Origin of the sequence: Amycolatopsis sp. NPDC059235 (assembly GCF_042754125.1) — a bacterium.
GTDB classification, from domain to species: domain Bacteria; phylum Actinomycetota; class Actinomycetes; order Mycobacteriales; family Pseudonocardiaceae; genus Amycolatopsis; species Amycolatopsis albidoflava.
Map to the genome: position 1 here is coordinate 45,260 of NZ_JBHZAG010000022.1, position 24,484 is coordinate 69,743.

General features: G+C 68.9%; 24 protein-coding genes and 1 tRNA gene. 14 read left to right on the top strand and 11 right to left on the bottom strand.

The annotated features are described in order from the left end of the window. The first annotated feature begins 324 nt into the window (after nt 1-324). The 5 genes from ACFXI3_RS16885 to ACFXI3_RS16905 all read left to right on the top strand — a co-directional run bounded on the left by ACFXI3_RS16885 (nt 325) and on the right by ACFXI3_RS16905 (nt 8,535). Nucleotides 325-1,533, top strand: coding sequence for an MFS transporter (locus ACFXI3_RS16885; RefSeq protein WP_378400236.1), 1,209 nt, complete (start codon nt 325-327; stop codon nt 1,531-1,533). A gap of 464 nt (nt 1,534-1,997) precedes the next feature. Next, nucleotides 1,998-3,362, top strand: a complete 1,365-nt coding sequence (locus tag ACFXI3_RS16890; protein WP_378400237.1) for a GGDEF domain-containing protein — start codon at nt 1,998-2,000, stop codon at nt 3,360-3,362. Nucleotides 3,363-3,810: 448 nt separating this feature from the next. Further along, on the top strand, nt 3,811-5,982 hold the full coding sequence (locus ACFXI3_RS16895) for a phospholipase A2 (protein ID WP_378400238.1): 2,172 nt from the start codon (nt 3,811-3,813) through the stop codon (nt 5,980-5,982). 395 nt (nt 5,983-6,377) lie between these two features. Continuing rightward, the gene (locus ACFXI3_RS16900; protein ID WP_378400306.1) at nt 6,378-7,820 is read left to right on the top strand and encodes an LCP family protein; all 1,443 of its coding nucleotides are present in this window, start codon (nt 6,378-6,380) and stop codon (nt 7,818-7,820) included. A gap of 124 nt (nt 7,821-7,944) precedes the next feature. Further along, a complete protein-coding gene (locus ACFXI3_RS16905) occupies nt 7,945-8,535 on the top strand; it encodes a helix-turn-helix domain-containing protein (RefSeq protein ID WP_378400239.1) in 591 nt (196 codons plus the stop codon). Between the two features lie 334 nt (nt 8,536-8,869). On the opposite strand, the gene ACFXI3_RS16910 is transcribed toward ACFXI3_RS16905, so the two are convergent. After that, nucleotides 8,870-10,330, bottom strand: coding sequence for a flavin-containing monooxygenase (locus ACFXI3_RS16910; RefSeq protein WP_378400240.1), 1,461 nt, complete (start codon nt 10,328-10,330; stop codon nt 8,870-8,872). A gap of 71 nt (nt 10,331-10,401) precedes the next feature. Here ACFXI3_RS16910 and ACFXI3_RS16915 point away from each other — a divergent pair, with 71 nt between their 5' ends. Continuing rightward, a complete protein-coding gene (locus tag ACFXI3_RS16915; RefSeq protein ID WP_370934734.1) occupies nt 10,402-11,001 on the top strand; it encodes a TetR/AcrR family transcriptional regulator in 600 nt (199 codons plus the stop codon). A gap of 220 nt (nt 11,002-11,221) precedes the next feature. After that, nucleotides 11,222-11,764 carry a hypothetical protein gene (locus ACFXI3_RS16920; RefSeq protein WP_378400241.1) on the top strand — a complete coding sequence of 181 codons (543 nt, stop codon included), beginning with the start codon at nt 11,222-11,224 and terminating at the stop codon, nt 11,762-11,764. A gap of 937 nt (nt 11,765-12,701) precedes the next feature. On the opposite strand, the gene ACFXI3_RS16925 is transcribed toward ACFXI3_RS16920, so the two are convergent. Then, on the bottom strand, nt 12,702-12,923 hold the full coding sequence (locus tag ACFXI3_RS16925; protein ID WP_037358573.1) for a DUF3618 domain-containing protein: 222 nt from the start codon (nt 12,921-12,923) through the stop codon (nt 12,702-12,704). Nucleotides 12,924-13,047: 124 nt separating this feature from the next. Here ACFXI3_RS16925 and ACFXI3_RS16930 point away from each other — a divergent pair. Beyond that, nucleotides 13,048-13,121 (top strand) — tRNA-Leu (locus tag ACFXI3_RS16930). 104 nt (nt 13,122-13,225) lie between these two features. Here the strand turns inward: ACFXI3_RS16930 and ACFXI3_RS16935 are convergent. The 7 genes from ACFXI3_RS16935 to ACFXI3_RS16965 all read right to left on the bottom strand — a co-directional run bounded on the left by ACFXI3_RS16935 (nt 13,226) and on the right by ACFXI3_RS16965 (nt 19,028). After that, nucleotides 13,226-13,732, bottom strand: coding sequence for a hypothetical protein (locus tag ACFXI3_RS16935; RefSeq protein WP_378400242.1), 507 nt, complete (start codon nt 13,730-13,732; stop codon nt 13,226-13,228). Between the two features lie 85 nt (nt 13,733-13,817). Beyond that, the gene (locus tag ACFXI3_RS16940) at nt 13,818-15,260 is read right to left on the bottom strand and encodes an ATP-binding protein (RefSeq protein WP_378400243.1); all 1,443 of its coding nucleotides are present in this window, start codon (nt 15,258-15,260) and stop codon (nt 13,818-13,820) included. A gap of 76 nt (nt 15,261-15,336) precedes the next feature. Next, entirely contained in the window at nt 15,337-15,702 is a 366-nt protein-coding gene (locus ACFXI3_RS16945) for a MerR family transcriptional regulator (protein WP_344271672.1), read from the bottom strand. An 18-nt stretch (nt 15,703-15,720) separates the two neighbouring features. Then, the gene (locus ACFXI3_RS16950; RefSeq protein WP_378400244.1) at nt 15,721-16,476 is read right to left on the bottom strand and encodes an SDR family NAD(P)-dependent oxidoreductase; all 756 of its coding nucleotides are present in this window, start codon (nt 16,474-16,476) and stop codon (nt 15,721-15,723) included. A gap of 44 nt (nt 16,477-16,520) precedes the next feature. Further along, nucleotides 16,521-17,111, bottom strand: coding sequence for a dihydrofolate reductase family protein (locus ACFXI3_RS16955; protein WP_378400245.1), 591 nt, complete (start codon nt 17,109-17,111; stop codon nt 16,521-16,523). Next, nucleotides 17,108-17,917 carry a metalloregulator ArsR/SmtB family transcription factor gene (locus ACFXI3_RS16960; RefSeq protein WP_378400246.1) on the bottom strand — a complete coding sequence of 270 codons (810 nt, stop codon included), beginning with the start codon at nt 17,915-17,917 and terminating at the stop codon, nt 17,108-17,110. The genes ACFXI3_RS16955 and ACFXI3_RS16960 overlap by 4 nt, the downstream gene beginning before the upstream one ends. A 46-nt stretch (nt 17,918-17,963) precedes the next feature. Beyond that, on the bottom strand, nt 17,964-19,028 hold the full coding sequence (locus tag ACFXI3_RS16965; protein WP_378400247.1) for an FAD-dependent oxidoreductase: 1,065 nt from the start codon (nt 19,026-19,028) through the stop codon (nt 17,964-17,966). 75 nt (nt 19,029-19,103) lie between these two features. Here ACFXI3_RS16965 and ACFXI3_RS16970 point away from each other — a divergent pair, with 75 nt between their 5' ends. Then, entirely contained in the window at nt 19,104-19,703 is a 600-nt protein-coding gene (locus tag ACFXI3_RS16970; RefSeq protein WP_378400248.1) for a TetR/AcrR family transcriptional regulator, read from the top strand. Here ACFXI3_RS16970 and ACFXI3_RS16975 read toward each other — a convergent pair. After that, entirely contained in the window at nt 19,690-20,589 is a 900-nt protein-coding gene (locus ACFXI3_RS16975) for an MBL fold metallo-hydrolase (protein ID WP_378400249.1), read from the bottom strand. The two genes, ACFXI3_RS16970 and ACFXI3_RS16975, sit on opposite strands and share 14 nt — an antisense overlap. 188 nt (nt 20,590-20,777) lie before the next feature. On the opposite strand from ACFXI3_RS16975, the gene ACFXI3_RS16980 reads away from it, so the two are divergent. The 5 genes from ACFXI3_RS16980 (at nt 20,778) to bcp (ending at nt 23,828) form a co-directional block, all read left to right on the top strand. Next, entirely contained in the window at nt 20,778-20,981 is a 204-nt protein-coding gene (locus tag ACFXI3_RS16980) for a hypothetical protein (RefSeq protein WP_378400250.1), read from the top strand. A 528-nt stretch (nt 20,982-21,509) separates the two neighbouring features. Then, the gene (locus ACFXI3_RS16985) at nt 21,510-22,385 is read left to right on the top strand and encodes a LysR family transcriptional regulator (RefSeq protein WP_378400251.1); all 876 of its coding nucleotides are present in this window, start codon (nt 21,510-21,512) and stop codon (nt 22,383-22,385) included. Nucleotides 22,386-22,416: 31 nt separating this feature from the next. Next, complete coding sequence (locus ACFXI3_RS16990) at nt 22,417-22,599, top strand: hypothetical protein (RefSeq protein WP_116205006.1); 183 nt, start codon at nt 22,417-22,419, stop codon at nt 22,597-22,599. A gap of 197 nt (nt 22,600-22,796) precedes the next feature. Next, nucleotides 22,797-23,336 (top strand): hypothetical protein, encoded by a 540-nt coding sequence (locus ACFXI3_RS16995; RefSeq protein WP_378400252.1) that lies wholly within the window; start codon nt 22,797-22,799, stop codon nt 23,334-23,336. Nucleotides 23,337-23,351: 15 nt separating this feature from the next. Beyond that, nucleotides 23,352-23,828: a thioredoxin-dependent thiol peroxidase gene (gene bcp, locus ACFXI3_RS17000; protein ID WP_344271645.1), complete on the top strand. Its 477-nt coding sequence runs from the start codon at nt 23,352-23,354 to the stop codon at nt 23,826-23,828. Nucleotides 23,829-23,879: 51 nt separating this feature from the next. On the opposite strand, the gene ACFXI3_RS17005 is transcribed toward bcp, so the two are convergent. Beyond that, nucleotides 23,880-24,458, bottom strand: a complete 579-nt coding sequence (locus tag ACFXI3_RS17005) for a dihydrofolate reductase family protein (RefSeq protein WP_378400253.1) — start codon at nt 24,456-24,458, stop codon at nt 23,880-23,882. Nucleotides 24,459-24,484 lie beyond the last annotated feature (26 nt).

Genomic DNA, 24,484 nt, shown 5'->3' on the forward strand with positions numbered 1-24,484 from the left:
GAGGACGTTCGCTCCGCCGGGTCTCTCCCAGTGTTGGACCGTTCGGCCCAGTCGCACCGGACGATCGCGACGAACGGTGGTCGCGCTGCGCCGAACGAGGAAAGCTGATCAGTGCTACGGGTACCCCGCGGCAGGTCACTCCGAACGGCTCCGCGTTCCGGCCACCGGATTCTTCCCGACTGTTCACCCTGGTGTGATCGGCGGCATACTGAGGGTGCATGCCCTGGCCGGAGCAGTGACACTCCTGGCCAGGGGCGAACCAGGCGAAGGCAGAATGCGGGTCGGCCGCATTCACTCGATCGGGGAGGGGGCAGTGGTCATCTCGTGACGACCGAAGCGACCTCTCGGCTGACGGCGCCGCTGCGGAATGTCGAGTATCGCGTGCTCTGGGCGGCAGAGGCCATCTCGAGCGCGGGAGACCAGCTGGCGAAGGTGGCGTTGTCCATCCTCGTCTACCACCGCACCGGTTCCGCGCTGTGGGCCGCGATCGTCTACGCGCTGACTTTCCTGCCCGCGCTCGCCGGCGGGCTCGGGCTGTCCTTCCTCGCCGACCGCTATCCGCGACGGGCCGTGCTGAGCGTGAGTGCCGCCGCGCAGGCCGTGCTCGTGGGGCTGATGAGCCTGCCCGGAATGCCGCTGGCCGCTCTGTGCCTGCTGCTCGTCGCGGTGCAACTGGCCGCGTCGCCAGCGAACGCGGCGCAGAACGCGATCACCCGCGAGGTGTTCACCGACGACCATCTGTACCTGCGCAGCCAAGACCTGCGCGGGATCACCACCAACACCGTGCAATTGCTCGGCCTGGCCGGCGGCGGCGTGCTGGTGACAGCCGTGGGCACGTCGTGGGCGCTGGCGATCGACGCGGTGAGTTTCGCGGTGGCCGCGGTGATCGTGCGGGTGTGGGTGCACAACCGGCCCGCTGCCGGCGGCGACCACAGCACCTGGTTCTCCGCGACGCGCTGGGTGTTCGGGCAGCGCAAACTGCGGGTGCTGATCGCGTTGTCGTGGCTCGTGGGGCTGGCCGTGGTGCCCGAAGGGCTGGCCGCGCCGCTGGCCCAGCAGCTGAACGCGCCGTCCGCGGCGGTCGGCTGGCTGCTCGCCGCCGACCCGCTCGGCTTCGTCGCCGGGGCCTATCTGCTGTCGAAATTCGCGTCCGCCGAGGTCCGGCAGCGGCTGCTCGGAGTGCTGGCGACGACGTCGCTGGCCCTGCTCGCGCTGTTCCTGCTGCAGCCGAATCTGGTGTTCGCGCTGGTGCTGCTCGCGCTCGCCGGTGCGATGGGCGCCTACATCATCACCGTGACCGCGACGTTCTCCACCTGGGTGCCGAACGAACTGCGCGGCGGCGCCGGCGGGCTCTACCGCACGGGGCTGCGCGTGGCCCAAGGCATCGGGGTGGCTCTCGGCGGGGTGGTCGCACAGGCGACCGGTTCTGCCATCACCGCCATCGCGCTGGCCGGGCTGGCCGGCGTGGCTCTGGCGATCCCCACCGCGTTCTCGTGGACCCGGGTGCGGCACGCGGTCGCGGCCGGGGCCTGATCGTGGGTTGCCGAAGGGAACTGTGGCCGGGGTCGAGGCACCGGCCGAATGGGTCCGGGTACGCCGGACGGGAAGTCTTTTCACGCTTCACGGTCACGCACGGAACACACCTCCGTTCGCATTGTCACGAATCCGTCGTGGATCGGTCACAGAACTCACGCTTCACGGTCACGCACAGCTGCTCACCTCCGCTCGCTGACAATTCATCGGAAAATGACAACAGCTCGATTCACGCTTCGCGGTCGCGCACGGGAAAACACCTCACTCGGGGGGACGGCGGGGACGCTCCTCCGCAATTTACTTCATGGATGCAGCAGTTGTCGCGGAAGGCGTCTCCGGGTTCGGAGACTACGACCGAATACAGCGTTCGAAGTCGGTGAGTGAGATGATACCGGCAACTGATAACGGCGCAGAACCGGGAACCGTCCGGGAACCGCATCCGACACCGGAGGAGGCACGGCCCGATGCCCGGAACCGAACCGGCGCGCGGTGAAGACCGCGGGCCCGGGGAGGAACCGCCCGCCGCGAAGGGCGTCGCGGGAAGGCTGCGCGCGCTGATCGCCGGGAACCCCATTCCCTCCTGGGATCTCTGGACGAAACCGCGCCGGATGATCGCGTTCCTGCTCGCCTGGGACGCGATCGCGGTGGCGCTGCTGACCTTCGGCGTCGTCACGTCGCCGAGCCCGGATTTCGTGGACTGGGGCCGGTTCGCGATCCTCGCCGGCTGCGCGACGGTGCACATTCAGCTCACCCGGCGGCAAGAGGAACGGCGGCGCAACCGGGTCACCGCCGTCCACATCGACCTGACCGGCATCTGGGTGTTCCCGGCCGCGCTGCTGCTGCCGATCCCGCTGACGCTGCTGCTGATCGCGCTGCTGCGCGTCCAGCGGTGGTTCAACTCCCGGCGACCGCCGCACAAGTTCGTGTTCACCTCGTTCACGCATGCGGTGTCGGCATTGCTGGCGCACCACCTGTACCAGACTTTCGCGTCCGCCGAACTGGCCCGGCTTTCGCCCGCGAACTCGTTGCAGGTCTTCGGGATCCTGATGCTCGTCGGGTTCAGTTACGCGGCGCTGCAGGCGATCGTGATCGGCGGGCTGCTCGCGCTCGGCGGCACGTCCGCGCCCACCCTGCGCAACGTGTTGGGCACCAAGGACGACAACCTGCTGGAGCTGTCGACGATCAGCCTCGGCACCATCGCGACGATCCTGCTCGTGAACATCCCGCCGGCGATCGTGATCCTCGTGCTCATCACGGTGCTGGGCAACCGGCTGGCGGAAATCAACCAACTGCAGTCCGAAGCGCGCACCGATCCGAAGACCGGGATCTTCAACGTGCGCGGGTGGTCGGAGTCCGCGGAACGCGCGCTGGCGCGGGCCGCGCGCGGCGGGGAATCCCTTGCGCTGCTGATGATCGACCTCGACCACTTCAAGTGGATCAACGACACGTACGGCCATCCGGCGGGCGACGACGTGCTCCGCACGGTGGCGCAAACTCTCGACGAGATAACGCGTCCCAAGGACATCATCGGCCGCTTCGGCGGCGAGGAGTTCCTGATCCTGCTGCCCGACGCGGACACCACGGCGGCGAAGGTGACCGCGGAACGGATCCGTACCGCAATCGCCGATCAGCGCATCGTGACGACCGACAAACGCGGCGGTTCGGCATTGATCACCGGGCGCACCGGGTCGATCGGCGTCGCATTGCTCGGGGTGAACGGAACGACACTGGAACAGTTGCTGCAAGCCGCCGACGCGGCCGTCTACACCGCGAAGGAAGGCGGCCGGAACCAGGTGCGCTTCGCGGATGCGAATCCGCCTCCGGAGTGATCAACAATTCCGATCACCGGCACTGTTTTCGATTAATCGCGAAACCGATTCAGCAACTGTGCGCAACGGCGCGCACCCCGTTCCGCCGCCGGATTGGGCCGCCGGGTTAATTGCCCGCCGGACCGCTAACCGCGACCGCCGGTTTTCGGGAAGGAACGAAAGCCGCCGGGCCGGGCGAACCCGGTTGGCCGAAGACCGAAAATCCCTCGCGACCGCATCGGACTCAACCGCGCTCCGTCCACCCTCGACTCGCACCCGCCCCGCACCCGGCCGCGGACCGTGCGGCTGCGTACCCGCGAAGGTCCGTGAGGGGAACCCTGAGGGACTCTGATTCCCCCAGGGTTCCCTTCACGGACCTCGACGGCGGGCACCCCGGGGGTTACCCCCCGCGCGGGTGAGGGGGACAGCCGCCTCCCGCGTCGGGTGCCGGGCTGGCACCCTGGAGCGCATGCCAGCCACCGACGACCGTGCCCCGGCCGCCGTTCGCGTTCGCCGACCCTGGTCGACGTCCGGCTGGCTGCTGCTCGTCCTGCTCGTGGTGTTCGGGTTCGGCCTGATCGCCTCCCGGCCCGCGTCCCCGCCCGACCAGGGCCCGCCGACCGGCGGCGTGCTCGCGGCGCGCAACGCCGTCGCCGCGCTCGCCCACCCCGACGGGGAGGCCACCGCGCTGGCGCTGCTGCCCAAGGACTTCACCGCGGTCACCGGCGTGAAGCCCGGCCCGCTGCCCGCCCGCGACGGCACCGTCCGCGCGGCGCACCTCGACGGCGGCTGCTCGGCCCCGTGGGGCGACGACAACACGAAGTGGGACTTCTCCGTCCCGTGCAAGGCGCACGACCTCGGCTACGACCTGCTCCGCTACGCCAACGACAAGGGCCACCCGCTCGACCAGTCCGCCCGGGCGTCGCTCGACGACCGGCTGGAGCAGGACATGCACCGCACCTGCGAGCTGAACCCGATGAACTCCGAGCGCACCTGCCAACTGGTCGCGTCGGTGTTCACCGGCGGGCTGGTGGTCAACTCGTGGCACCAGCGCTGGGGCCCGCCGGTCGGCGACCCGATCGGCCCGATGGTCGCCGGCGTGCTGGTGATCGGCTGCCTGCTCGTGATGCGCCTGCGCGGCTGGCACACCGCCCGCCGCACGACCCCGCGTCCGCGCCTGCCCCGCGGCGTCCCCCGGCCATGGGCGGTGCTCGGCATCGCCGGCGCCGTGGCGCTGATGGTCGGCGAATCGGCGACCGCGCTGGCCGACTGGGCGGGCGCGCCGGAGGCGACCTGGTGGCCGCTGACTTGGCTCGCGCAGCTCACGCCACTGCTCTTCTTCGCGGGCGGGCTCGCCAACGCGGCGGGCTGGCGGGCCGAACGCGACCGCGGCTACCGGCATTACCTGGCCGAGCGGTCCAGCCCGCTGCTGCGCCCGGCGTTGATCTTCGCCGTGGTCGCCCTGATCGTGCCGCTGGCGCTGGAGCTGCTGGGCATCCCGGCCGGAACTAACGCCACCGTCATGCGGATCGCGCTGCACCCGCTGTGGTTGCTGGGCGTCTACCTGCTGACCGTCGTCGGCGCGCCGATGCTGCTCGCGCTCTACCGCCGCACGCGGCTGTGGTCGGTCGCGGCGCTGACCGCGGTCGTCGTAGCCGGAGAACTCGCCGCGAGCTGGACAGACGTGTCCTGGCCTCGCTACGCCGCCACGCTCGCCTTAGCGCTCCTCGCGCAGCAGGTCGCGTTCGCGTACGCAGAGGGCGTCCGGCTTCGCCGCGTAGTGCTCGCTGTAGCCGCCGTAAGCGGCGTCGCGGCCCTCGCGGTCGCAGTGTTCGCCTTCGACGCTTCGCCGGTGCTGCTCGGCAACCCGGGCGCGCCTGCCGCGTTGTCCGCGAGGCCGTGGACCGTGCTGCTGCTGGGTGTGTCGCAACTCGGCCTCATCGGGCTCCTCGCGACACCGCTGCGTCGCTGGGCCGCACGCGACCGCGTCACCCGCACCGCCGCGCTCATGCTGCGCGCCCCGATGAGCCTGTATCTGGCGTTCCTGGCCGCGATGCTGCTGCTCGTCGCCGTGGTCTACCTGCCAGGGCCGATCGCGAACGGCCTGAGCTGGCTGCTGCGTCCGCGCATGCTCGCCGCGGTGGCGCTGTTGCTGGTGCCCGCGGCGCTGGTCTTCTGGTGGTTCGAGCGACACCCCGGCAAGCCCAGCACCGAGGCACCGGCCGCGCCGCTTCCGTACACCCCGACCGGCCGTCGTCCGGTGCTGCTCACTCGCGCGGCCGCCGCGCTGGGCATCGGCTACGCGACGCTCGGCGTGTTCGGTCTCGCGCTGGCCCGGTTCGGCGCGGTAGCCGCGGACGCCGACGTGCTCGGCTTGCGGCTGGACCCGGTCCAGAGCCTCGTGCATATGCTCCTCGGCGTCCTGCTGCTGCACGCGGTCCGGACCGGCGGAGCGGCGACCTCGGCCGCGACGTGGTTCGCCGCCGCGCTGACCTGTGTGCCGTCGCTCGTGGCCGCCGCGGGCGGCGAGACGCACGGCTCGGCGGTTGTCGTCCTGCACACCCTCACCGCGGTATTCGCCCTGGTCGGAGCGGGTACGTGCATGGTGCCGACGAGGAGGCCTGCCGCCGCCGCGCCCTGACCCGCGACACGCGTACCGCCGACCGGGCGAAAATGCTTCGGATACCGGACGATAGGTGGTGCGCGCCACACCGTCCGGGGGAGGTGCGAATCCGCCGCAACCCCCGCCCGGCACCATGCGTCTTCAGAAGCGGACGACCAGAACGACGAGAAGGAGCCGACCGCGTGGACTACCCGCCTCGGAACGGGCAAGGCGATCGCCGCCCCGCCCGCTCGTGGCAGGACCAGCCCGGCCGGGGACCGGCGCGGCGGCCCGGGCCACCGCCCCGCTCGCGACGCGAACCGCAAGGGCCGGCTCGTCGTCCCGGACCACCGCCGCGCAACCGCGCCGGACGGTCCCGCCGCGGCGGGATGCGCGGCGCGAAAATCGCTCTCGCGGTGGTGTCGCTGCTGGTCATGGGGCTCACCGGGTACGCATGGGCGTCGCTGCAGGGCCTGGTCAACGGGCTGAGCTACTCCGACGTGATCGGCGAGGGCGCGGGCGGCGACAAACCGGCCGACGGCGCCCGCGACATCCTCCTGGTCGGCCTCGACAGCCGCACCGACGCGCAGGGCAACCCGCTGTCGCCGGACCTGCTCGCCCAGCTGCGCGCGGGCGAATCGGACGGCGAGCTGAACACCGACACGCTGATCATGGTGCACATCCCGAACGACGGCAGCAAAGCCGTCGCGATGTCGCTGCCGCGCGACTCGTACGTGGACATCCCCGGCTACGGCAAACACAAGATCAACTCGGCGTACGCGCGGGCGATGCTGCAGGCGCGCAAGGACCTGCAGGCGCAAGGCGTCACCGATCCGAAGGAACTCGACGTCAAGGCCAACCAGGCCGGGGCGAAGCTGCTGATCGCGACGATCCAGGAGCTGACCGGGTCCACGATCGACAACTACGCGGCGATCAACCTGCTCGGCTTCAGCGACATCACGAAAGCCATCGGCGGCGTGGACGTCTGCCTGAAGGACAACGTCGACGACGAGTACTCCGGCGCGCAGTTCACCAAGGGACAGCACACCATCGACGGGGTGCAGGCGCTGGAGTTCGTCCGGCAGCGGCACGGCCTGCCGCGCGGCGACCTCGACCGGGTGGTGCGCCAGCAGGTGTTCATGGCGGGCATGGCGCGCAAGATCCTGTCCGCGGGAACGCTGACCGACCCGGGCAAGCTCAACTCGCTGGTCGACGCCATCAAGAAGTCCGTGGTGCTGAACCAGAACTGGGACATCTTCAGCTTCGCCCAGCAGATGAAGGGCCTCACCGGCGGACAGCTGGAGTTCCGCACCATCCCGGTCGACAACGTCGAGTACCGCACGCCGAACGACGGCGTCGCGGTCAAGGTCGACCCGGCGAAGGTGAAGGCCTTCGTGCAGGGGCTGACCGGTCCGCAGGCCGGAGCCGACGGCGCCCCGGCACAGCAACAGCAGCAGAAGCCGGACCAGTCGCATAAGGACACGACGGTCGACGTGCGCAACGCCTCGGACCGCACCGGTCTCGCGGCGACTGTGTCGAAGCAACTGGTGGACAAGGGCTTCACCGCGGGCGACACGGACAACGCGTCCTCGCGGAAGACGACTGTGATCTGGGTCCCAAGCGGCGGCGAGGCGGCCGGGCAGGCGGTCGCCGACGCGCTCGGCACCAAGGCGACGGTGCAGGAAGACAAGAGCGTGCCCAAGGGCCACGTGAAGGTGTTCCTCGGTTCGGACTACCAGCCTTCCGCTGGCGCCTCGAGCGGAACCGGTGCCGCGCAAGCTCCTCCGGCGCAGCAGGCCGCGCCCCCGGCGACGCCGTCGGGTCCGGGCAGCGACGAGCAGCCGATCACCGCTGACGGAGTGCCCTGCGTCAACTGACGCGTTGCTCCATTCGGGGAAAGTCGAAAATCTTCCCGAAACCCGCGTAATGAGCGGCCGCTTCGGCCCTTTCACCATCGGGACGCAAGCCCGCGTCCGCGAAGTTGGTTGAGGGGCAGGGGCCGTGATCGACGCTGAGCACTACCAGCGAGTGCTGGGAGACGAGCTGCGCAAGCTCAGGCGTGGCCGGGGATGGACGCGCAAAGAGCTGAACGCGCATCTGCAGAGCGAAATCTCGCTGCAGACGCTGGCGACGTACGAACTGGGCACCCGGCAGTGTTCCGTGGTGCGCCTGGTCGAACTGTGCGTGGCGATGGACGAGCTTCCGCAGGATTTGCTGGCGAAGGTGCACAGCCGGGTCTTCACCGAGGAACCGGGACGGGTCCGCGTGGACCTGCGCCGGGTCGTCGCGGAGGCCGGTCCGGAGCTGACTCCGTTGCGGCGCTGGGCCGAAGGACGGTTGCGGCAGAACGGAGTCGCGATGCCGGGGTCGCCCGCCCGCGCGAGCGCCGCCGCCCGGCCGCCGGTCGCGGTACCCGGATCCTCAAGCACGCCAAGCACTTCCGCTCCCGCCGCTTCGGGCCAGCCCGCTTCGGCGAGCGCCTCGACCGACGAGGTGTCGTTCGATTTCGCCGCACTGGAGCGGATGGCCGAACTCTGCGGCCTTCCGACGGCTGAGCTGGTTTCGCACCTGCGCAAGCTCGCTCCCGCCTGACCCGCACCCACAGACCACGAGGGGGACCCTTCGCGACTCCTCCCCTGCCGCGAAAGTCCCCCTCGTTCTGCTCAACCTCCGCGCGCACTCGTCCGCGCAGGTTTCTTTCCGCTCAACGACAACGCTGCCTTGCCCGCGTCCATTGTGGAGCGCCCGCTCCCTGTTCAATGCTGCCGTTTTGCCGCCCCCAGTACTACGAGGGGAACTTTCGCGACTCCTCCCCTGCCGCGAAGGTTCCCCTCGTACCGAGCAGTCCACTGTGGACTGCCACCGAGACCACGAGGGGGACCCTCGCGACGCCATCCCCCGTCGCGAAAGTCCCCCTCGTGCCAGCTCACCCGAGCAGTTCGTAGTCCTCCCGCCGCACCGTCCGGGTGTCCAGCCAGTACCGCCAGGTGAATCCCGGCCACAGCGTCCGGTTCACGCCCTTCGCGTCCAGGTACCAGCTCTTGCAGCCGCCCTGGGTCCAGATGCCCTTGTCGAGCTTCCGCTGCATCTCGGCGTTGAACCGCTCCTGCACCTCCTCGCGCGGGTCAAGCGCCCGGCCGCCGGCCAGCCGCAACGCCTGCGCGATATAGGAAATCTGCGCCTCGATCATGAAGACCACCGAGTTGTGGCCGAGCCCGGTGTTCGGGCCGAGCAGGAAGAACAGGTTCGGGAAGCCGTTCACGGTGATCCCGAGGTGCGTCCGCATCCCCTCGGTCGCCCACTCCTTCGCGAGGTTCCGCCCGTCGCGGCCGACGATCTCCAGGCTGTCGAACGCGTCGGTCACGTGGAACCCGGTGCCGTAGACGATCGCGTCCACCTCGTGCTCGACGCCGGCGTTGTCGACGACGCTGTGCTCGCGCACCTCGGCCACGCCGTCGGTCACCACGTCGACGTTGTCGCGGGCGAGCGCCGGGTAGTAGTCGTTCGAGATCAGCACGCGCTTGCAGCCCATGGTGTAGTCCGGGGTCAGCTTGGCGCGGAGCTGCGGATCCGAGACCGCGCGGTCGATGTTGCTCTTCGCGAGCCGCTGCCCGATCTTCATGATCCACGGCTGGCCGTTGAACCCGATCGCGCGCGCTTCCAGTGTCCAGTAAAGGAAATTCCGGTACAGCCGCTGCACCGGCGGCACCGCGCGGAACAGCCCGCGCAGCCAGCCCGGCATGTCGCGGTCGGCCTTCGGCATCACCCACGGCGGCGTGCGCTGGAACAATGTCAGCTCGGCCGCCTCCGGCGCGATCTTCGGCACGAACTGGACCGCGCTCGCCCCGGTGCCGACCACCGCGACGCGTTTGCCGGCGAAGTCGAAGTCGTGCTCCCACTCGGCGGAGTGGAACGCGCGGCCCTGGAACCGCTCGATGCCCGGCAGGTCCGGGATCATCGGCCGGTGCAGCGCGCCGACGCCCGCCACCAGCGCCGGAGCCACGAACTCGTCGCCGCCGCGGGTGCTGACGTGCCAGCGGTTCTCCTCGGCGTCCCAGCGCGCGCCGGTCATCTCCTGGCCGAAGCGGATGAAGCGGCGCAGGTCGTACTTGTCCGCGACCCCGCGCATGTACTGGTAGATCTCCGGCTGCGGCGAGTACGCGCGCGACCAGCCGGGGTTCTGCTCGAAGGAGAAGGAGTACATGTGCGACGGGATGTCGCACGCGCAACCGGGGTAGCTGTTGTCGCGCCAGGTTCCGCCGACGTCCTCGGCCTTCTCGAGCACCACGAAGTCGTCGCGGCCGTCCTTGCGCAGCTGAATCGCCATGCCGAGCCCGGAGAACCCGGTGCCGACCACGATCACGCCGGTCTCGGTGCGGTTGCCCATGCGTCCTCCCGTTAACTGTTACCCGAAGTCCAGCTTACTCGGAGTAGGTTACTGGCGGTAGAGTGTGCGGCATGACCACCGCCAAGCGCAAGCGCATGCCCCGAGCCGAACGGGAACGGCAGATGATCGAGGTCGCCGAGCAGGTCTTCGGCGAGCGCGGCTACGCGATGGCGTCGATGGACGAGATCGCGGAACTGGTCGGCGTGTCCAAGCCGATGCTGTACGAGTACTTCAACTCGAAAGAGGGCCTGCTGCTGGCGTGCATCCGGCAGTCGCGGGCGGCGTTGCAGGAGGCCACCGAGCAGTCGATCGTCGGCGCGGACTCGGCACAGGAGGCGCTGCGGCGCGGCTTGCTGGCGTTCTTCGTCTTCATCCGCGAGCGCCGCCAGGCCTGGTCGCTGCTGCGCCACGAGATGGCCCTGATCGGCACCCCCGCCGCGGACGAGATCGAGGAAACCCGCCGCCAGCAGACGGACCTGATCACCGCGTTGATGAGCGGCTACTTCGACAGCGAGGACACCCTGCGCGCGGAAGCCTCGGCCGAGTTCGTCGTCGGAGCCTGCGAGCGGCTGGCGATCTGGTGCGAGCGCTTCCCGGAGGTGACCCCGGAGAAGGCCACCGAGTACGCGATGGATCTGCTGTGGGCCGGGTTGTCACAGCGAGCTATCTGACGTGCACGTGAAGATGACCGTGCATTAGGCCATTCGGTCGTCACTCAGCGCACATCTCGTCCCGTTACTTGTGACACAGAGTTTTCTTGCGGTATCGATGACACGGTAGAAAGACACACTGAGTGTCGCGCCAGCGGCCGGCAAGCAGGAATCGCGTCATGAGTTTGCGGTGGCCGGGTCTCGACCTGTGACGCATGCTGATGACGAGAGGGGTGAGGCAGTGGTGGAAACGATCACGGCGACTTACAAGCACGACAACGACGACTGGACGATCACCGTCAGCGGCCGCGGCAAGGAGCTGACCGGCAAGGCGCCGGGCATCATCGCCGCCCGCGACCGGGCCGACCAGCTCGTGGAGAAGCTCGCCCCGAACGAGCGTCCCACGGTCGTGCACCTGCTGAACGGCAACGCACTGGAGTTCACCAGCGCGTACATGGCCGCCCGCCTGACGCTGCCGGAGATCGAGCCGCTGGAAATCCCGCCGTCCGGCGGAGCGAAGGCCGCTGCCGCGGATTCCGGCAAGGCTGAGGCTCCTGCCTCGACCACGGCCTCCGCCTCGGCTGCTGCTCCTGCTGCTGCCACTCCCGCTGCCGCTGCCGCTGCGAAGCCCGCTGCGGAGAAGGCCCCCGAGCAGCCCGCGAAACCGGCGCTGCCGCCGAGCAAGCAGCTCCCGAAAGAGGTCGAAGACCGCAAGCCCGACGAAACGAGCCGCCCCGGTGTGACAGCCGGCGCGTCGGCCACGCCGCCGGTCGCACGCGCCTGACCTGCAGTTTTTCCTTCCCGCGGCCCGCGTTTTTCGCGGGCTTGTTCGGTGTGCGCGGGCTTGTTCGGTGTGCGCGGGCTTGTTCGGTGTGCGCGGGCCTGTCGCGCTGTTCGCTGGCCGTCTCGCGCTGATCGCGGGCTTGTTTGGGTGCGCGGGCCCGTCTCGCGCTAATCGCAGGCCCGTCTCGCGCCAATCGCGGGCTTGCCTCACGCTGTTCGGAGGCTTGCCCTCACGCTGTTCGCAGGCTCGCCTCGCGCTAATCGCGCGGCTTGTTTGGCTCCGTTCGCGGGCTTGTTCAGTGTGCGCTTACCGGCCCGCCGCCCTGCGAAGCCGCACGTCCGGGGTTCGGCCTCCGGCGAGACCTCGCTCCCTGACGCCCGTGGCCCCCGCTCAGGACCTCGCGCCGGGTCAGCTCGTGCCCTTCCATCGGCCAGCCCGGACCTTCAAACCACGGCGCAGATCCAGCCGTACGACGTCCGGAGCCGGTGTCGGCCCCCTCTGCTGACCGGGCCCGCGAACAGTCGGCTAAGCCCAGTACAGCGGGATAAAACCGACGCGTCACCCAGGCGGGGTAGCCCAATACGGCGAACGTGCTCCGCCGAAGCGACCCAAGCGGGCGACCGCCGAATGAGTGACCCCGGGTTCAGTGGCACTTCTCACGAAGTTAACCCGCCGTGACGATCAAGGCTGTCGATCCGCCATCCAGGGATGAAACAGCCAGTATTCGGCGGATCACGCGCCGCCGAGCAGTCCCGCCCGAGCGGCGACGCGGGGTAACCACGGATCGGCACCGCGCCGCGCCTCGTACCGGCGCGTCCGGGGAAAGCCCAAGGAAGTCGCTGAGGCCGCAGGAAGCCGCTCGGGCAGGCCGGAGCCGCGCCCGGCCGCCTCCCCGAACCAGCGAGGGCCCGAGGCCGTCAGCGCGGGAGGCGAACCGTCAGCGGAACAGCTTCCGCACCAGCAGCACGGCCACCAGCACGCCGGCCCCGATCAGCGGGTACTTGACCTTCGGGTTGTCGAGCTTCGCGCGCACGCCGTCCTTCGCCTGTTCGGCGAGTTTCTGCGGATTGGCCTTCGTGCCCAGCTGGTCGAGGGTCGCCGCCAAAGCGGTCCTCGCCTGCTCGATCTCACGCTCGATGGTCTCGGGGTCGCGAGCCACGTGCCCTCCTCGCCGCAGTCGGACTGTAGGCGGTCCACGGTAGAGGACAACCCCCGCGCAACGGCGACTGGCCACGCCGAGCCGACCCGAACGTGGCGCGCGCTACGATCACACTTGGTTCCTGGGGGCCGTAGCCCAATTGGCAGAGGCACACGGTTTAGGTCCGTGCCAGTGAGAGTTCGAGTCTCTCCGGCCCCACTCTCAGGCCCTGACCAGCAGCGCGGCATGCGGTTCAACGATCCATATCGACCGCGTGCCACGGGAAATGTCCCCAAGAAGACGGATGGCCTGAGGCTGCCGGGTCACCCGCCCCCGATGGTGAGAGTGATCGGCGCGTGTGCCTGATCGGCCGTCAGGAACTGGTCCCCGCGATGGGAAACTGTCAGCACGTAGGACGGCAGGCCGTCGGGGACATCGTTGACGGTGAATCCCAACTGGCAGCCAGTCACGACGTTCTGGCCGTCGAAATAGGTAGTTCGCACCTGTCCGCTGGTGATCGAACCAGTTGCGACCACCTGGCCTGATCGATCGGACACCTTGATGGCAGTTCCGGGCGTGAGATCCGAGTACCCGCCCGTCCCTTGGCAGTCGGAGTCAGTCCCTCCGGCACCGGTCGATCGCACCCCTGACGGGCCGCTTTCGATCGTGAGAATCCCGGTCAGCACGAATGTGTTCTTAGGCAGCGGGACCGACGCAGGAGAGATCAACGCCGTCGCATTCGGCTTCGCGACGACGTAGGTGACCGTGGCCGTAGCCGCGATAACGAACACCAGGGCACCGACTCCGGCAATAAGGCGGGTACTCGCCATCGCGCCCTCCTGTTCGAGCGGGCTGTTCTGGCAAGTCGCGGTCGGCCGGTGGTGCGTTACCGCTGAACCGCTCGGACCCGTGCGCTCAGCGCCGCCACGCCTCGATGATCTCGTCGGGACCGAACGACGCGGCCAGCGGCAGTCCGTCTTCGATGCCGTTGCGGGACACCGCGATCAAGGGCGTCGTGTGATCACGTCCGGGGATCGACATGGATCCGGCGAGCAAGCTTTCCCACTCGCGTTTGCCGAAGAGTTCGGTCTCCAGCCACTTGATGGAGCCGGTGAACGCGATGCGAGTGGCGGCGGGCCGGTCCCGGTCGGCGCCGACCAGGTCGATTTCCGGGTTGTTCTGCCGGTTCCACCAGCCGCCGACGACGTCCGCGCCGGGCAGCCGGTCGTCGGGCAGGAGCCGTTCAAGGCCCGTCCGCACGACCGGCTCGACGGCGCGGCCGCGCCAGGACGGCCAAGACGCTTCGATGCGCGCCGCGACCAAGTCGCCGCGGCCGCGTTCGACCTCGGCAATGCCGCGCTGCAGGAACGCCAGCCAGAACCGCAAGTACGGATCCTCGATCCGATAACGCTTGTTCTTGGTGTCCGGACGGGTGGCCAGCGGAGTGTCGACGGCGACGATGCGCTTGGCCGTCAGAGTGTTCAGGATCGGGGCGAGGGTGCCGGAAGGGATCGGGTTGCCTGCCCCGATTCGATGGGCGATCGTTCCGAAGGTGCGTTCGCCCGTACCGATCGCCTCCAGGGCCGAGCGACTGTGCGACGGTTCGGGAACCTCGCCGAGCAAGGACAGTTCTCCCGCCATCAGCAACGGGGAAAGCGGGTCGGCGAGCTGGTCGCGCAAAAACGCGGTACGGCTGGTGCCCGGGCTCCAGCGCTGCACGATCTCCGGGAAACCGCCGGTGATCAGAAACGCGTCGATGGCCTCCGCCGGCTCGAGTGCGGTCATCCGCTGGACGTCGGCCGGATCGAGGGGGCGCACCAGCATGCGGGCAGCACGGCCGTGGAAGGGACGACCGTACTCCTGGAGGGACTCCATCATCGACAGGTCGCTTCCGACCAGCAACAGCAGCACCGGCTTGGCCGACAGGTATCGATCCCAAACAGTCTGGAGGGCGCCTTCGAACTCGCGGTCCTGCTCGACCAGCCACGGCACCTCGTCCAGGACGACAATGCTGGGAGTTTCGTCGGGCAGCGCGACTGCCAGCGCGCGCAGGGCCTGGTTCCAGTCAGTGCCAAGCGCCCCGGCGACCAGATCCGCGCCGGGCAGGGCTGACTCGGCGAGCGCGGCGGCGAAGTCGGCGCGCTCCGCGGCCGGATTGCGACCGCGGGATGCCTGGAAGATCAGATACGGCACCCCCGAGCGGTCGCAGAACTCCTGGACGAGCCGGGATTTGCCCACCCGCCGACGGCCGGTGACGATCACCGCCTGACCGGGGGTGGTCGCGGCGGCGTCCCGGACCAGGCGAAGCTGCCGCTCAAGCAGCGCGAGATCGTTCGTGCGCCCCTGAAACGCCACCATAAACTCGACCTCATCTAAGTATGATCGGATCTTACTTAGATTGAATCATACTTAGAATGAGCCATTGGAAGCGATGTCAACCGCAAGCAACATCGCCGCGAGCAGCGGTCGCTCGGGAGGACAGTTGCTCCCGTGCCCGGGTCAGTGCGGCGATGCGTTCGTCCAGCACGGCCAGCCGCCGGTCCACCAAGGCCACCGCGCTCGAGGACAGGCGGCGGGAGGGCAGGTCGCCTTGCAGGCACGAGCCCAGCGGGCGGATGTCTTCCATGGTGAGTCCCGAGTCGAGCAGGTAGCGGATGTTCGCCACCCGCTCGATCGCGGACTCGTCGTACTGCCGGTACCCGTTGTGGGAGCGGGCGGCGGTCAGCAGCCCCTGCTCCTCGTAGAACCGCAGTGCCCTGGTGGTGACTCCGGTGGCCTTCGCCAGCTCTCCGATCCGCACCGACCCGAGGGTACGCCGTTAAGCGATCACTGCGCCGCCGTCGACGGGCAGGACTACGCCGGTCAGGTAGTCCGCGCCGGGGCTGGCGAGCTGGACGATCCAGTGCGCGACTTCTTCCGGCTGGGCAAGGCGTCGCAAGGGCACCATCGCCTGCAGGGAGGCGTGTTGTGCTTGGGCCTGCTCGGCGGTCAGGCCTTCGCGGGCGTAGATCTCGGTGGCGACCGGGCCGGGTGCGACCGCCGTGACGCGGATGCCGCGCGGGGCGAGTTGCACTGCCCAGCTTCGGGTCAGCGAATCCAGCGCGGCTTTCGTCGCCGCGTAGAACTCGCGGCCCGCCATGGGCCAGCCGCGTTGGCCGATCGCGGTTGTCACGTTGACGACAACGCCATCGCTCAGGTGCGGCAGCGCGGCTTGCACTAGGTAGACCGGCGCGAGCAGGTTCGTCGCGACCACCGCGTCGAACGCGCCTGGCTTGATCTCGCCCAGCGCGGCCGGGTCGACGATCCCGGCGTTGTTCACCAGCACGTCGACCCGGCCGAATTCGGCAAGTGCCGCAGAGACAATCTCCTCTGCGGCACCCGGCGAAGTGAGGTCGGCGGCGAACGGGCGGATCCGCGAGAAGCCCTCCGCGGTTTCGGCGAGTCGCGCGGCGGTCCGGCCGACGACGAGGACGTTCGCGCCTTGCCGGGCGAACTCGCGTGCGGTGACCTGTCCGATGCCCGTTCCGCCGCCGGTGACGATCACGGCTTTGCCTTCAAACTGTCCTTCACTCATGACAATCGACGCTAAACATTGCCGTATGCGTGAAGGTCAAGCGCTCAGCGCACGCGGTTGTAGACCAAGGCCACTTCGCCGAGATCGCCGGTCTCCTGGTGCGCGACTGTCCACTTAGTACCCGGCAGGCCGTCGTCGAACAGCCGGGGGCCGCCGCCGGCGATTTGCGGGCAGATGGTCAGGTACAGCGTGTCGATGAGGTCCTCGGCCAGCAGCGCCTTGATCACGCTGACGCTGCTGTTGACCAGGATGTCGCCCGCGCCGTCGGCCTTGAGCTGGGCGACGACCTCGGCGGCGGGCGCGTTCACGATGCGCGTGCGCTCCCACGGCGATTCGGTGAGCGTGCTCGACAGGACCACCTTTTCCGTGTCCACCAACCATTTCGCGTAACCGCGGTCGCGCGGGTCGGCGTTCTCGTCGGCGGCGACGGTCGGCCAGAAGCCGAGGAAGCCTTCCGCGTTGCGGCGGCCGAGTAGGGCGGTCGTCGCGTTCTCCCAGATGCGGGTCATCTGGTTGCGGGCGGTTTCCGTGGTGACGTAAGGGATGATCGCGCTCATGTCGCCGGGGCCTTCCGGGCCGTGGTAGCGGCCGTCGAGGGTCAGGGCGAGGTTGGCGGTAACACGACGCTCGGTCATGACTGGGTTTCCTTTCGGGTGATGACTTCGGTGAGGTGGTCGAGGACCTGTCCCCAGCCGGTTTCGATTCCGGCGATGGCGGACACGGCCTCGACGGTCGTTGCGCTGATTCCCAGACCCAGCCTCAGCTGGGTGCCGCCGTTCGCCGAAGCGGCAAGGGCGAGGTCGTAGTGGCCGGTGAACGCGACTGCTCCGGCCGCGTCCAGCACCGACAGGTCGAACACGAGCCGCTCGGTTTCGCGAGCGGTCTGGACCTGTCCTTCCGAGCGGTAGGTGCCTTCGGCGTCGCGGTAGGCGAGAACGACGCGCCCGCCCGGCTTCGGTTCGAGGACACACTCGGTGACAGTCAGGGACGGCGGGACCCACCACGACGCCAACAGCCCGGCGTCCGTCCAGTACCGCCAGACCGTTTCCTTCGGCACCGGCAGCACGCGTTCGAAGGAGAACGCGCGACCGTCGGCCCAGCGATCCCGGTCCGCGGCGGCGGTGTCGGCTTCGATCGCCGCGCGGTAGCGGTCGAGCACGTCGCGCTCTCCCGTGTGCGCCTCGATCGTCACGGCCAGCTTCTGGAGCTGCTCCGCGAACTCCCGCAGCGGAGCCGCTTCGGCCGCGTAGACCCGCCGTTGGCCGAGCGGGGCCATGGTGACCAGGCCGGCGCGGGCGAGGGTCTGCAGGTGCTTGGTCGTCTGCGGCTGCCGCAGCCCGGTCAGCTCGGCCAGCTCGCCGACCGACCGCGGCCGTTCAGCGAGCAGTTCGACCAGCTGCCACCTGGTGGTGTCTGCGAGTGCTGCGGCGATCCCGTCCATGCACAGAAGTATTCACCACATCGAATATTCGTGTCAAGGAATTCTTTTAGCTGGGCAGCAGCCGAGCAGCGAGGTTGCGGGCCGCCAGACCCCGCTTCGTGCGCGGGACCAGCATCGATGCCGCCGCCCGGACCCCGCGTTGCTTGGGCTTCACGCGCGCTCGATGGGTCGTCTCGTAGTGCGCGAACGCCTCGGCGTGTCCACCGTCAGCGAGCGCCGTGGCCAGGGTGTGCGCCCCGACGATCGCGAGGCTCGAACCGTCGCCAAGCAGCGAGACGCAGGAAGCGGCATCGCCGACCAGGGCGACCCGGCCGCGAGACCAGCGAGGCGGATCGACCACGGCGACCGCGTCGAAGAAGACGTCGTCCGCGGCTTCGAAGCGGGCCAGCAACTCCGGGACCCGCCAGCCGAGACCTCGGTAGGCGGCGGACACGATTTCCTTGCCCTGCCCGGGATTCGGCGCACGAAAGATGAACGCGACCCCGGAATTTCCCCGCACCGGATGGATCGCCACGAGCCGATCCGGGGTGTTGAGCAGGACCACGTCCTCCGGATAGTCGGACGGCTCGCCGAGCGACACCGTCCCGACATACAGCCCGGCGTGCCGGACGAACCTCTCCTCGGCGCCGAACACGAGCCGCCGCACTGCCGAGTGAACGCCGTCCGCGCCGATCACCAGGTCGAACCGGCGCGGAGCCGCGTGCTCGAAGGTGACGTCGACCCCGCCGTCGTCCTGCTGCAACGCGATGATGGTGTCGCCGAAGAGAATCTCCGCGTCTTCGCGCGCCGATTCGTACAGCGCGGAGGCGAGATCAGCGCGCGGAACCTCGATCTCCTTGCGCACCGCCATCCGGATCGTGGTCACCGAACGCCCACGCGCATTGAGCACTCGCAGCCGCTGCGCGTGCGTCGCGACCTCTCGCAATCGCGGGATGACACCCATCGCGTCGGCCACTTCCATCGCGCCGGCACGCACGTCCACCGGGTTGCCGCTGCTGCGCTGGCCAGCCGCCCGCTCTACGACAGTCGGCCGGAAACCGTTGCGCGCCAGCCAGAACGCGAGGGTCGAACCAGCGATCCCGGCACCGCACACGAGGACGTCACGAGTCATGCCCCCGAAGATAACCGCACTCAGTGCATATTTGCAATGAGTGCGGGATTGCATCCAGTGTCGTAAGCTTCCGGAGTGTCTCTCCGTGATCGCAAGCGCGCCCGCACCCGCCAAGCCCTGATCGACGCGGCGACGGACCTCTTCGAGCGCAACGGCTACGACGAGACGACCATCGCCGACATCGCCGCAGCCGCCGAGATCGGCACGCGCACGTTCTTCAGCTACTTCGCCAGCAAGGAAGAACTGGTCTTCCCGGACGCCGAGAGCCGGGTGCAGGCGTTGCTCGAAGCACTCGCGAACCGCGCCCCGGACGACCGGCCGATCGACCTGCTGGTCCGCGTCCTTTCCGACGGCGGCGAGGTCAGCAATGACATCATCGGCAAGCTGACCCCGTTGCGGATGCGGTTGCTCCAGACCGTGCCCGCGGTCCAAGGCCGTGCCCTGCAGATCCAGTTCGACGCCGAGCGCCGGATCGCCGAAATCCTCGCCGAAGCCTTTCCCGACGAGCTCGACGACCTCAGCGCCCGCACGTTGACCGGCGCGTTCGCCGGCGCGGTGCGCGGCGCGTCGCAGGCCATGCTCGACCGCCCCGGCGAACTCACCGCCGAACAGCGAACCCAAGCGACCCGGCAGGCCATCGTGAAGACGCTCGGACCGCTGCTCAACCGCGACTGACGTGCTCCGCGCACAGACAGGCCACCGCGGTGTCGATCCACTCGCGGCCCTCCCACTCCGGATGCCGCTTGATCAGCTCCTCCCGCACCTCCGCGATCACGGTCGCCTCGGCCATCTCCGAATCGCGGCGACGCCAGGTCTCGTCGCGCAGCAGTTCAAGGTAGGCGCGCAGGTCGTCGAGCAGCTCCGGGCCGCTGATGTCGCCGTGGCCGGGGACGACGATTTCCGGTCGCTGCGCGGAAAGTTTCCGCATGACCTCGATCCAGCGGATGCCGGACACGTCGGTGTCGTGCGGCGGGAACCACGGGAAGATCGCGAACTGGCCGGTTTCGGCGAGGTCTCCGGTGAACAGGACGCCCGCGTCCGGGACCGTGACAACCTGGTCGCCCTTGCTGTGCGCGCGGCCGGTGGCGCGCAGCTGCACCACGCGGCCGCCGAGGTCGAGGTCGTGCGACGAGTCGTAGACGACGTCCGGGGTCGGCAGTTCGACGCCTTCCAGCTGCCGCGCGACCGGCTCGCCAAGACCGGTGAACATCTGCAGGTAGCCGAGGCCTTTCGTGGCGAGATCAGTCGCCTGCGCGCGGTTGACCAGGTAGGTCGCGGCCCCGGCGAAAGTCTGCGCGCCGAACGCGTGCTCGGGGTGGAAATGCGTGGTGGTGAGGTAAATCCGGCGGCCGCGCGCGTACTCGGTCGCGAACTTCAGCACGGTTTCCGCGTTGCGCGGCCCCATGCCGGTCTCGACGACGAGGACGGAATGCGTCCCGCCGACGACGCCGACGTTCGGCACCAGCTGCACGCCCTGGTTCGGGACCACGACCAGGTCGCGGGCGAGTTCGCGCACCTGCGAGGTCTGCACGACGGGATCGGGATACGGGTAGTCGGCCATCGCCGGAGGCTCCTCGGAACGCGGGATCAGTGACCCTTCCAGTCCAGCGCCGCGCCCGCGCGGTGTCCAAGACCGATCCGCTTTTCCCGATACCGCACGGGTATTGTCCGACGTACGGCATGGTCCTGGCCCGCTTGCCCAGATGACGTGATGGCGGCGCGCGTCAGCCGCTCCACTACCCTAGAGTAATGGATTCGCGACAGATTGCATTCGTTCGGGCAGCCCTTTCCGATGAGCTTCATGCCGCTGGAGTGGAGCTGCCCGATGATCGTTTGGATCGCCTCGCCGAGCTGGCGACGAAAGCCGCGCTGAACTGGATGATCGCCGCCGCTCAGGAAGGCATGATCGAATCGGTGCACGTGTCGAGCGAGGATCCGCGCGATGGAAGGTAAGTACCGGTACCCGCCGATGGAGCGGCCGCTGGGCTCCGGCATCTGGGGGCGGCCGACACTGGCCGACAACCTCAAGCACTTCGCGTACTACATCGACCGCGACGACCTGTGGAAGACGTGGTGCGGCCAGGAGGTGCCTCCAGACCACAAGTGCCCCCCGATCGGCTGGCGGCCTGACGGCACTCGCGGAGCGGTCAGGACATGCCAGGACTGCGAACGGCGCTACAAGGAACAACACAACTTCGCCGCAGCCGTGAGCCGGAAGTTCCCCCACAGAGGCAGCAGCGGGTCCGGCTCACATGCCTAGGCTGCGGTAAGGACGTGCCGCCGCAGACATCGGTCTGCGGTTGCGGCACTTTGTTCTACAACCCCAATCACGGCGGAAGCTAGACCATCCGCTTTCCGTTCCACACTGCCGCCGTTGCTCTCCTGCCGCGCGGGCGACGGCATCTCGTTAGACATAGCCGAACGTCCAGCCAGCTTGTCGACGCGGCTTGCGACAATCTTGCACGGGTATTGTCGCTGGTTGTGGATCTCCGTTCGCTCCGGTACTTCGTCGCGGTCGCCGAGGAACGCCACTTCGGCCGGGCGGCGGCGCGGCTGCACATGACCCAGCCGCCGCTGAGCCGCGCGATCAAACAGCTCGAAACCGACCTCGGTGCGGCCCTGCTGGACCGTTCGCCGTCCGGGGTCACGCTCACCGCCGCCGGAACCGCGCTCTACGACGAGGCTCGCACCCTGCTCGAAGGCGCGGACCAGGTCCGCGCGAAGGTCGCTGCGGCGGCCGGACCGGGAACGCTCACGCTCGGCACCCTCGCCGACAGCTCGGAACCGGTCGGGATCCGGCTCGCGAGCGAGTTCCGCGAACGGCATCCGGGCGTGCGGATCAGCGTCCGCGAGGCCGATCTCACCGACCCGACCACCGGGCTGCGCGCCGGGCTCGTGGACGTCGCGCTCACCCGGATTCCGTTCGACACCAACGGAATCCACACACACGTGCTGCGTGCCGACCCGATGGGCGTCGTCCTGCGCGCGGACGATCCGCTGGCCGGATGCGACGAGGTGCGCCGGGAGGAGCTCGCCGACCGGACGTGGTTCCGGTTCCCGGACGGCACTGACCCGCAGTGGCAAGCGTTCTGGAGCGGCGGCGCCGTCGGCGGGCCGGTGGTGCGGACGGTGCACGAATGCCTGCAAGCCGTGCTGTGGAACGGAACCGTCGGGCTCGCCCCGCTCGCGCACTCGTTTCCCGAAGGCGTCGCGACGGTCCCGTTAGCGGACTATCCGCCGAGCCAGCTCGTCGTCGCGTGGCGCGAGGATTCGACGCCGCCGCTGGTCCGCTCGTTCGTCGAACTCGCCGTGCGCATCGCCGGGCTCGACCACCGCGAAACGCCCGCGAACCCGTAGGCTGGGCCCGGAGATCGGGGAGGTGTGGGCCGTGCCGGGACGCAATCCGCTGCGGGTCCTGCGCAAATGCGCGGACTGGTTCGAAAACCGCGGCGTGTACATCCCCGGCGAGGAAAGCCGCGCGGTCGATCCGGTCCGCGACTTCGGCTGGCTCATGGTCGCCTGGGGCGCGGGCGTTGCGGTGTTCATCCTGTTGTTCGCGTTCGCGGTCTGAATCCCGACTTGCGGCTGTTGACATCGGGGTGACGACTGTCACCCGGAGTGCTCTTTCGATCACGGATCGGCCACGGCTGTACACCAGGTCCGCGTCTTCCGCACCGTGACGGCATTAGTGCCGCCAGAGTGGAGCGGGTCCGCTCGGCAACTACGCCGAACGGCACACCGCCCCACCCCGACTGGAGTACCCCCGCGATGGCGCCCCCGCGCACCCCGAAACTGCTGTTGACCGCCTGCCTGCTGTTTTCCGTGGCAGCCTGCGGCGGCGTCAACGCTCGGGAAGGGTCCGCCGCGATGGGCGTCGGCAATCCGGCGGCGCAGCCCGCCGCCGCACAGGCCTCCGGCGACCTGCAGTTCGGCGCCAACCACCGCTTCGCCAGCGGGATCACGGTCTCGCTGTCGGCCCCGCAGTCCTTCCAGCCAAGCCCGGCGGCGTACCCGCGCAGCGCTCGTGCGGCGGCGTTCTACATCCAGGTCACGAACAACGGCACGGATCCGTACCGGGTTTCCGCGCTCTCGGTCACCGCGACGGTCGGCGGGAAGCCCGCCAAGCAGGTCGTGGACGCCACGCAGGGTCTCGGCGGCGTTTCGGACGCCGGCAAGGACCTGATGCCGGGGCGGTCTACGCAGGTCACGCTCGCTTTCGCGGTGCCGGCCGACAGTGCCCGGATCGCCGTGCAGGTGCGGCCGAGCACGGGCGAGCCCGCCGTCGTCACCTATTGCGGAGACGCCTGAATTACCCTCGTCTCCATGACCGACCAGCGACTTGCCGTGGGCGACGAAGCGCCCGGATTCACCCTGCCGGACAGCACCGGCAAGAACGTCTCGCTCAGCGACTTCCGCGGCCAGGCCGTGGTGGTGTACTTCTACCCGGCCGCGGGGACGCCGGGGTGCACCAAGCAGGCTTGCGATTTCCGGGACAATCTCGCGGAACTGAACGACGCGGGATATCAGGTGCTGGGGATTTCGCCGGACAAGCCGGAGAAGCTCGCCAAGTTCGTCGACGCGGAGAAGCTCACGTTCCCGCTGTTGTCCGATGTGGACAAGGAAGTGCTGTCCGCGTGGGGCGCGTTCGGGGAGAAGATGAATTACGGGAGGGTTTATCAGGGGGTGATCCGGTCGACGTTCATCGTGGACGCGGAGGGGAAGATCGCAAAGGCCGCTTATAACGTGCGGGCTACCGGGCATGTGGCCAAGCTGATTCGGGATTTGGGGATTGCTTCCTGAATTGTTTCCGCGGAGCGCGCGGAGAGGCCGGACCAGCCTCTCCGCGCTTGGTCAGCGACGCACCTGATAGCGCAGGTGAAGCACCCGGTCGCCTTGAACCACGTCGGGGTTCTCCAGCAGGTGCGGTGCGTTGACTGAGCCGAAGTAGCGTTTGCCGGATCCGAAGACGGCCGGGACGACGTCCATTCGCACCTCGTCAATCAGGCCTGCGGCGAATGCTTGGCCGCCGACCTCGCCTGCGGCGACTTCGACTATGCGGTCGCCTGCCAGCTCTTGCGCTTTGGCTACAGCTGTCTTGACGCCGTCGACGAAGTGGAACGGGGCCTCGGGGTTCCAGCCTTCGGGTGCTGGACGGTGTGTCACGACAACGACGTGGTCGATTCCGCTTGGCGGCTTGCCGTCCCAGCCGTCGGTCAGGTCGAAGACGTGGCGGCCGACGATCGTTACCCCGATCTCGTCCCAGTACGGCCGGGTGTAGTCGTAGGACTGCTGCGACACCTTGAGCGCACCGCTTTCGTCCAGCGGGACGTCGCCGCTGGTCAGCCAGTCGAACAGGGGGCCGGGCTGGTCGTTTTCGTCGGCGATGAAGCCGTCCGCCGACACCGAGCTGTACATGACGACCTTGCCCACGGGGTCTCCTTTGCTGGGGGTGGCCC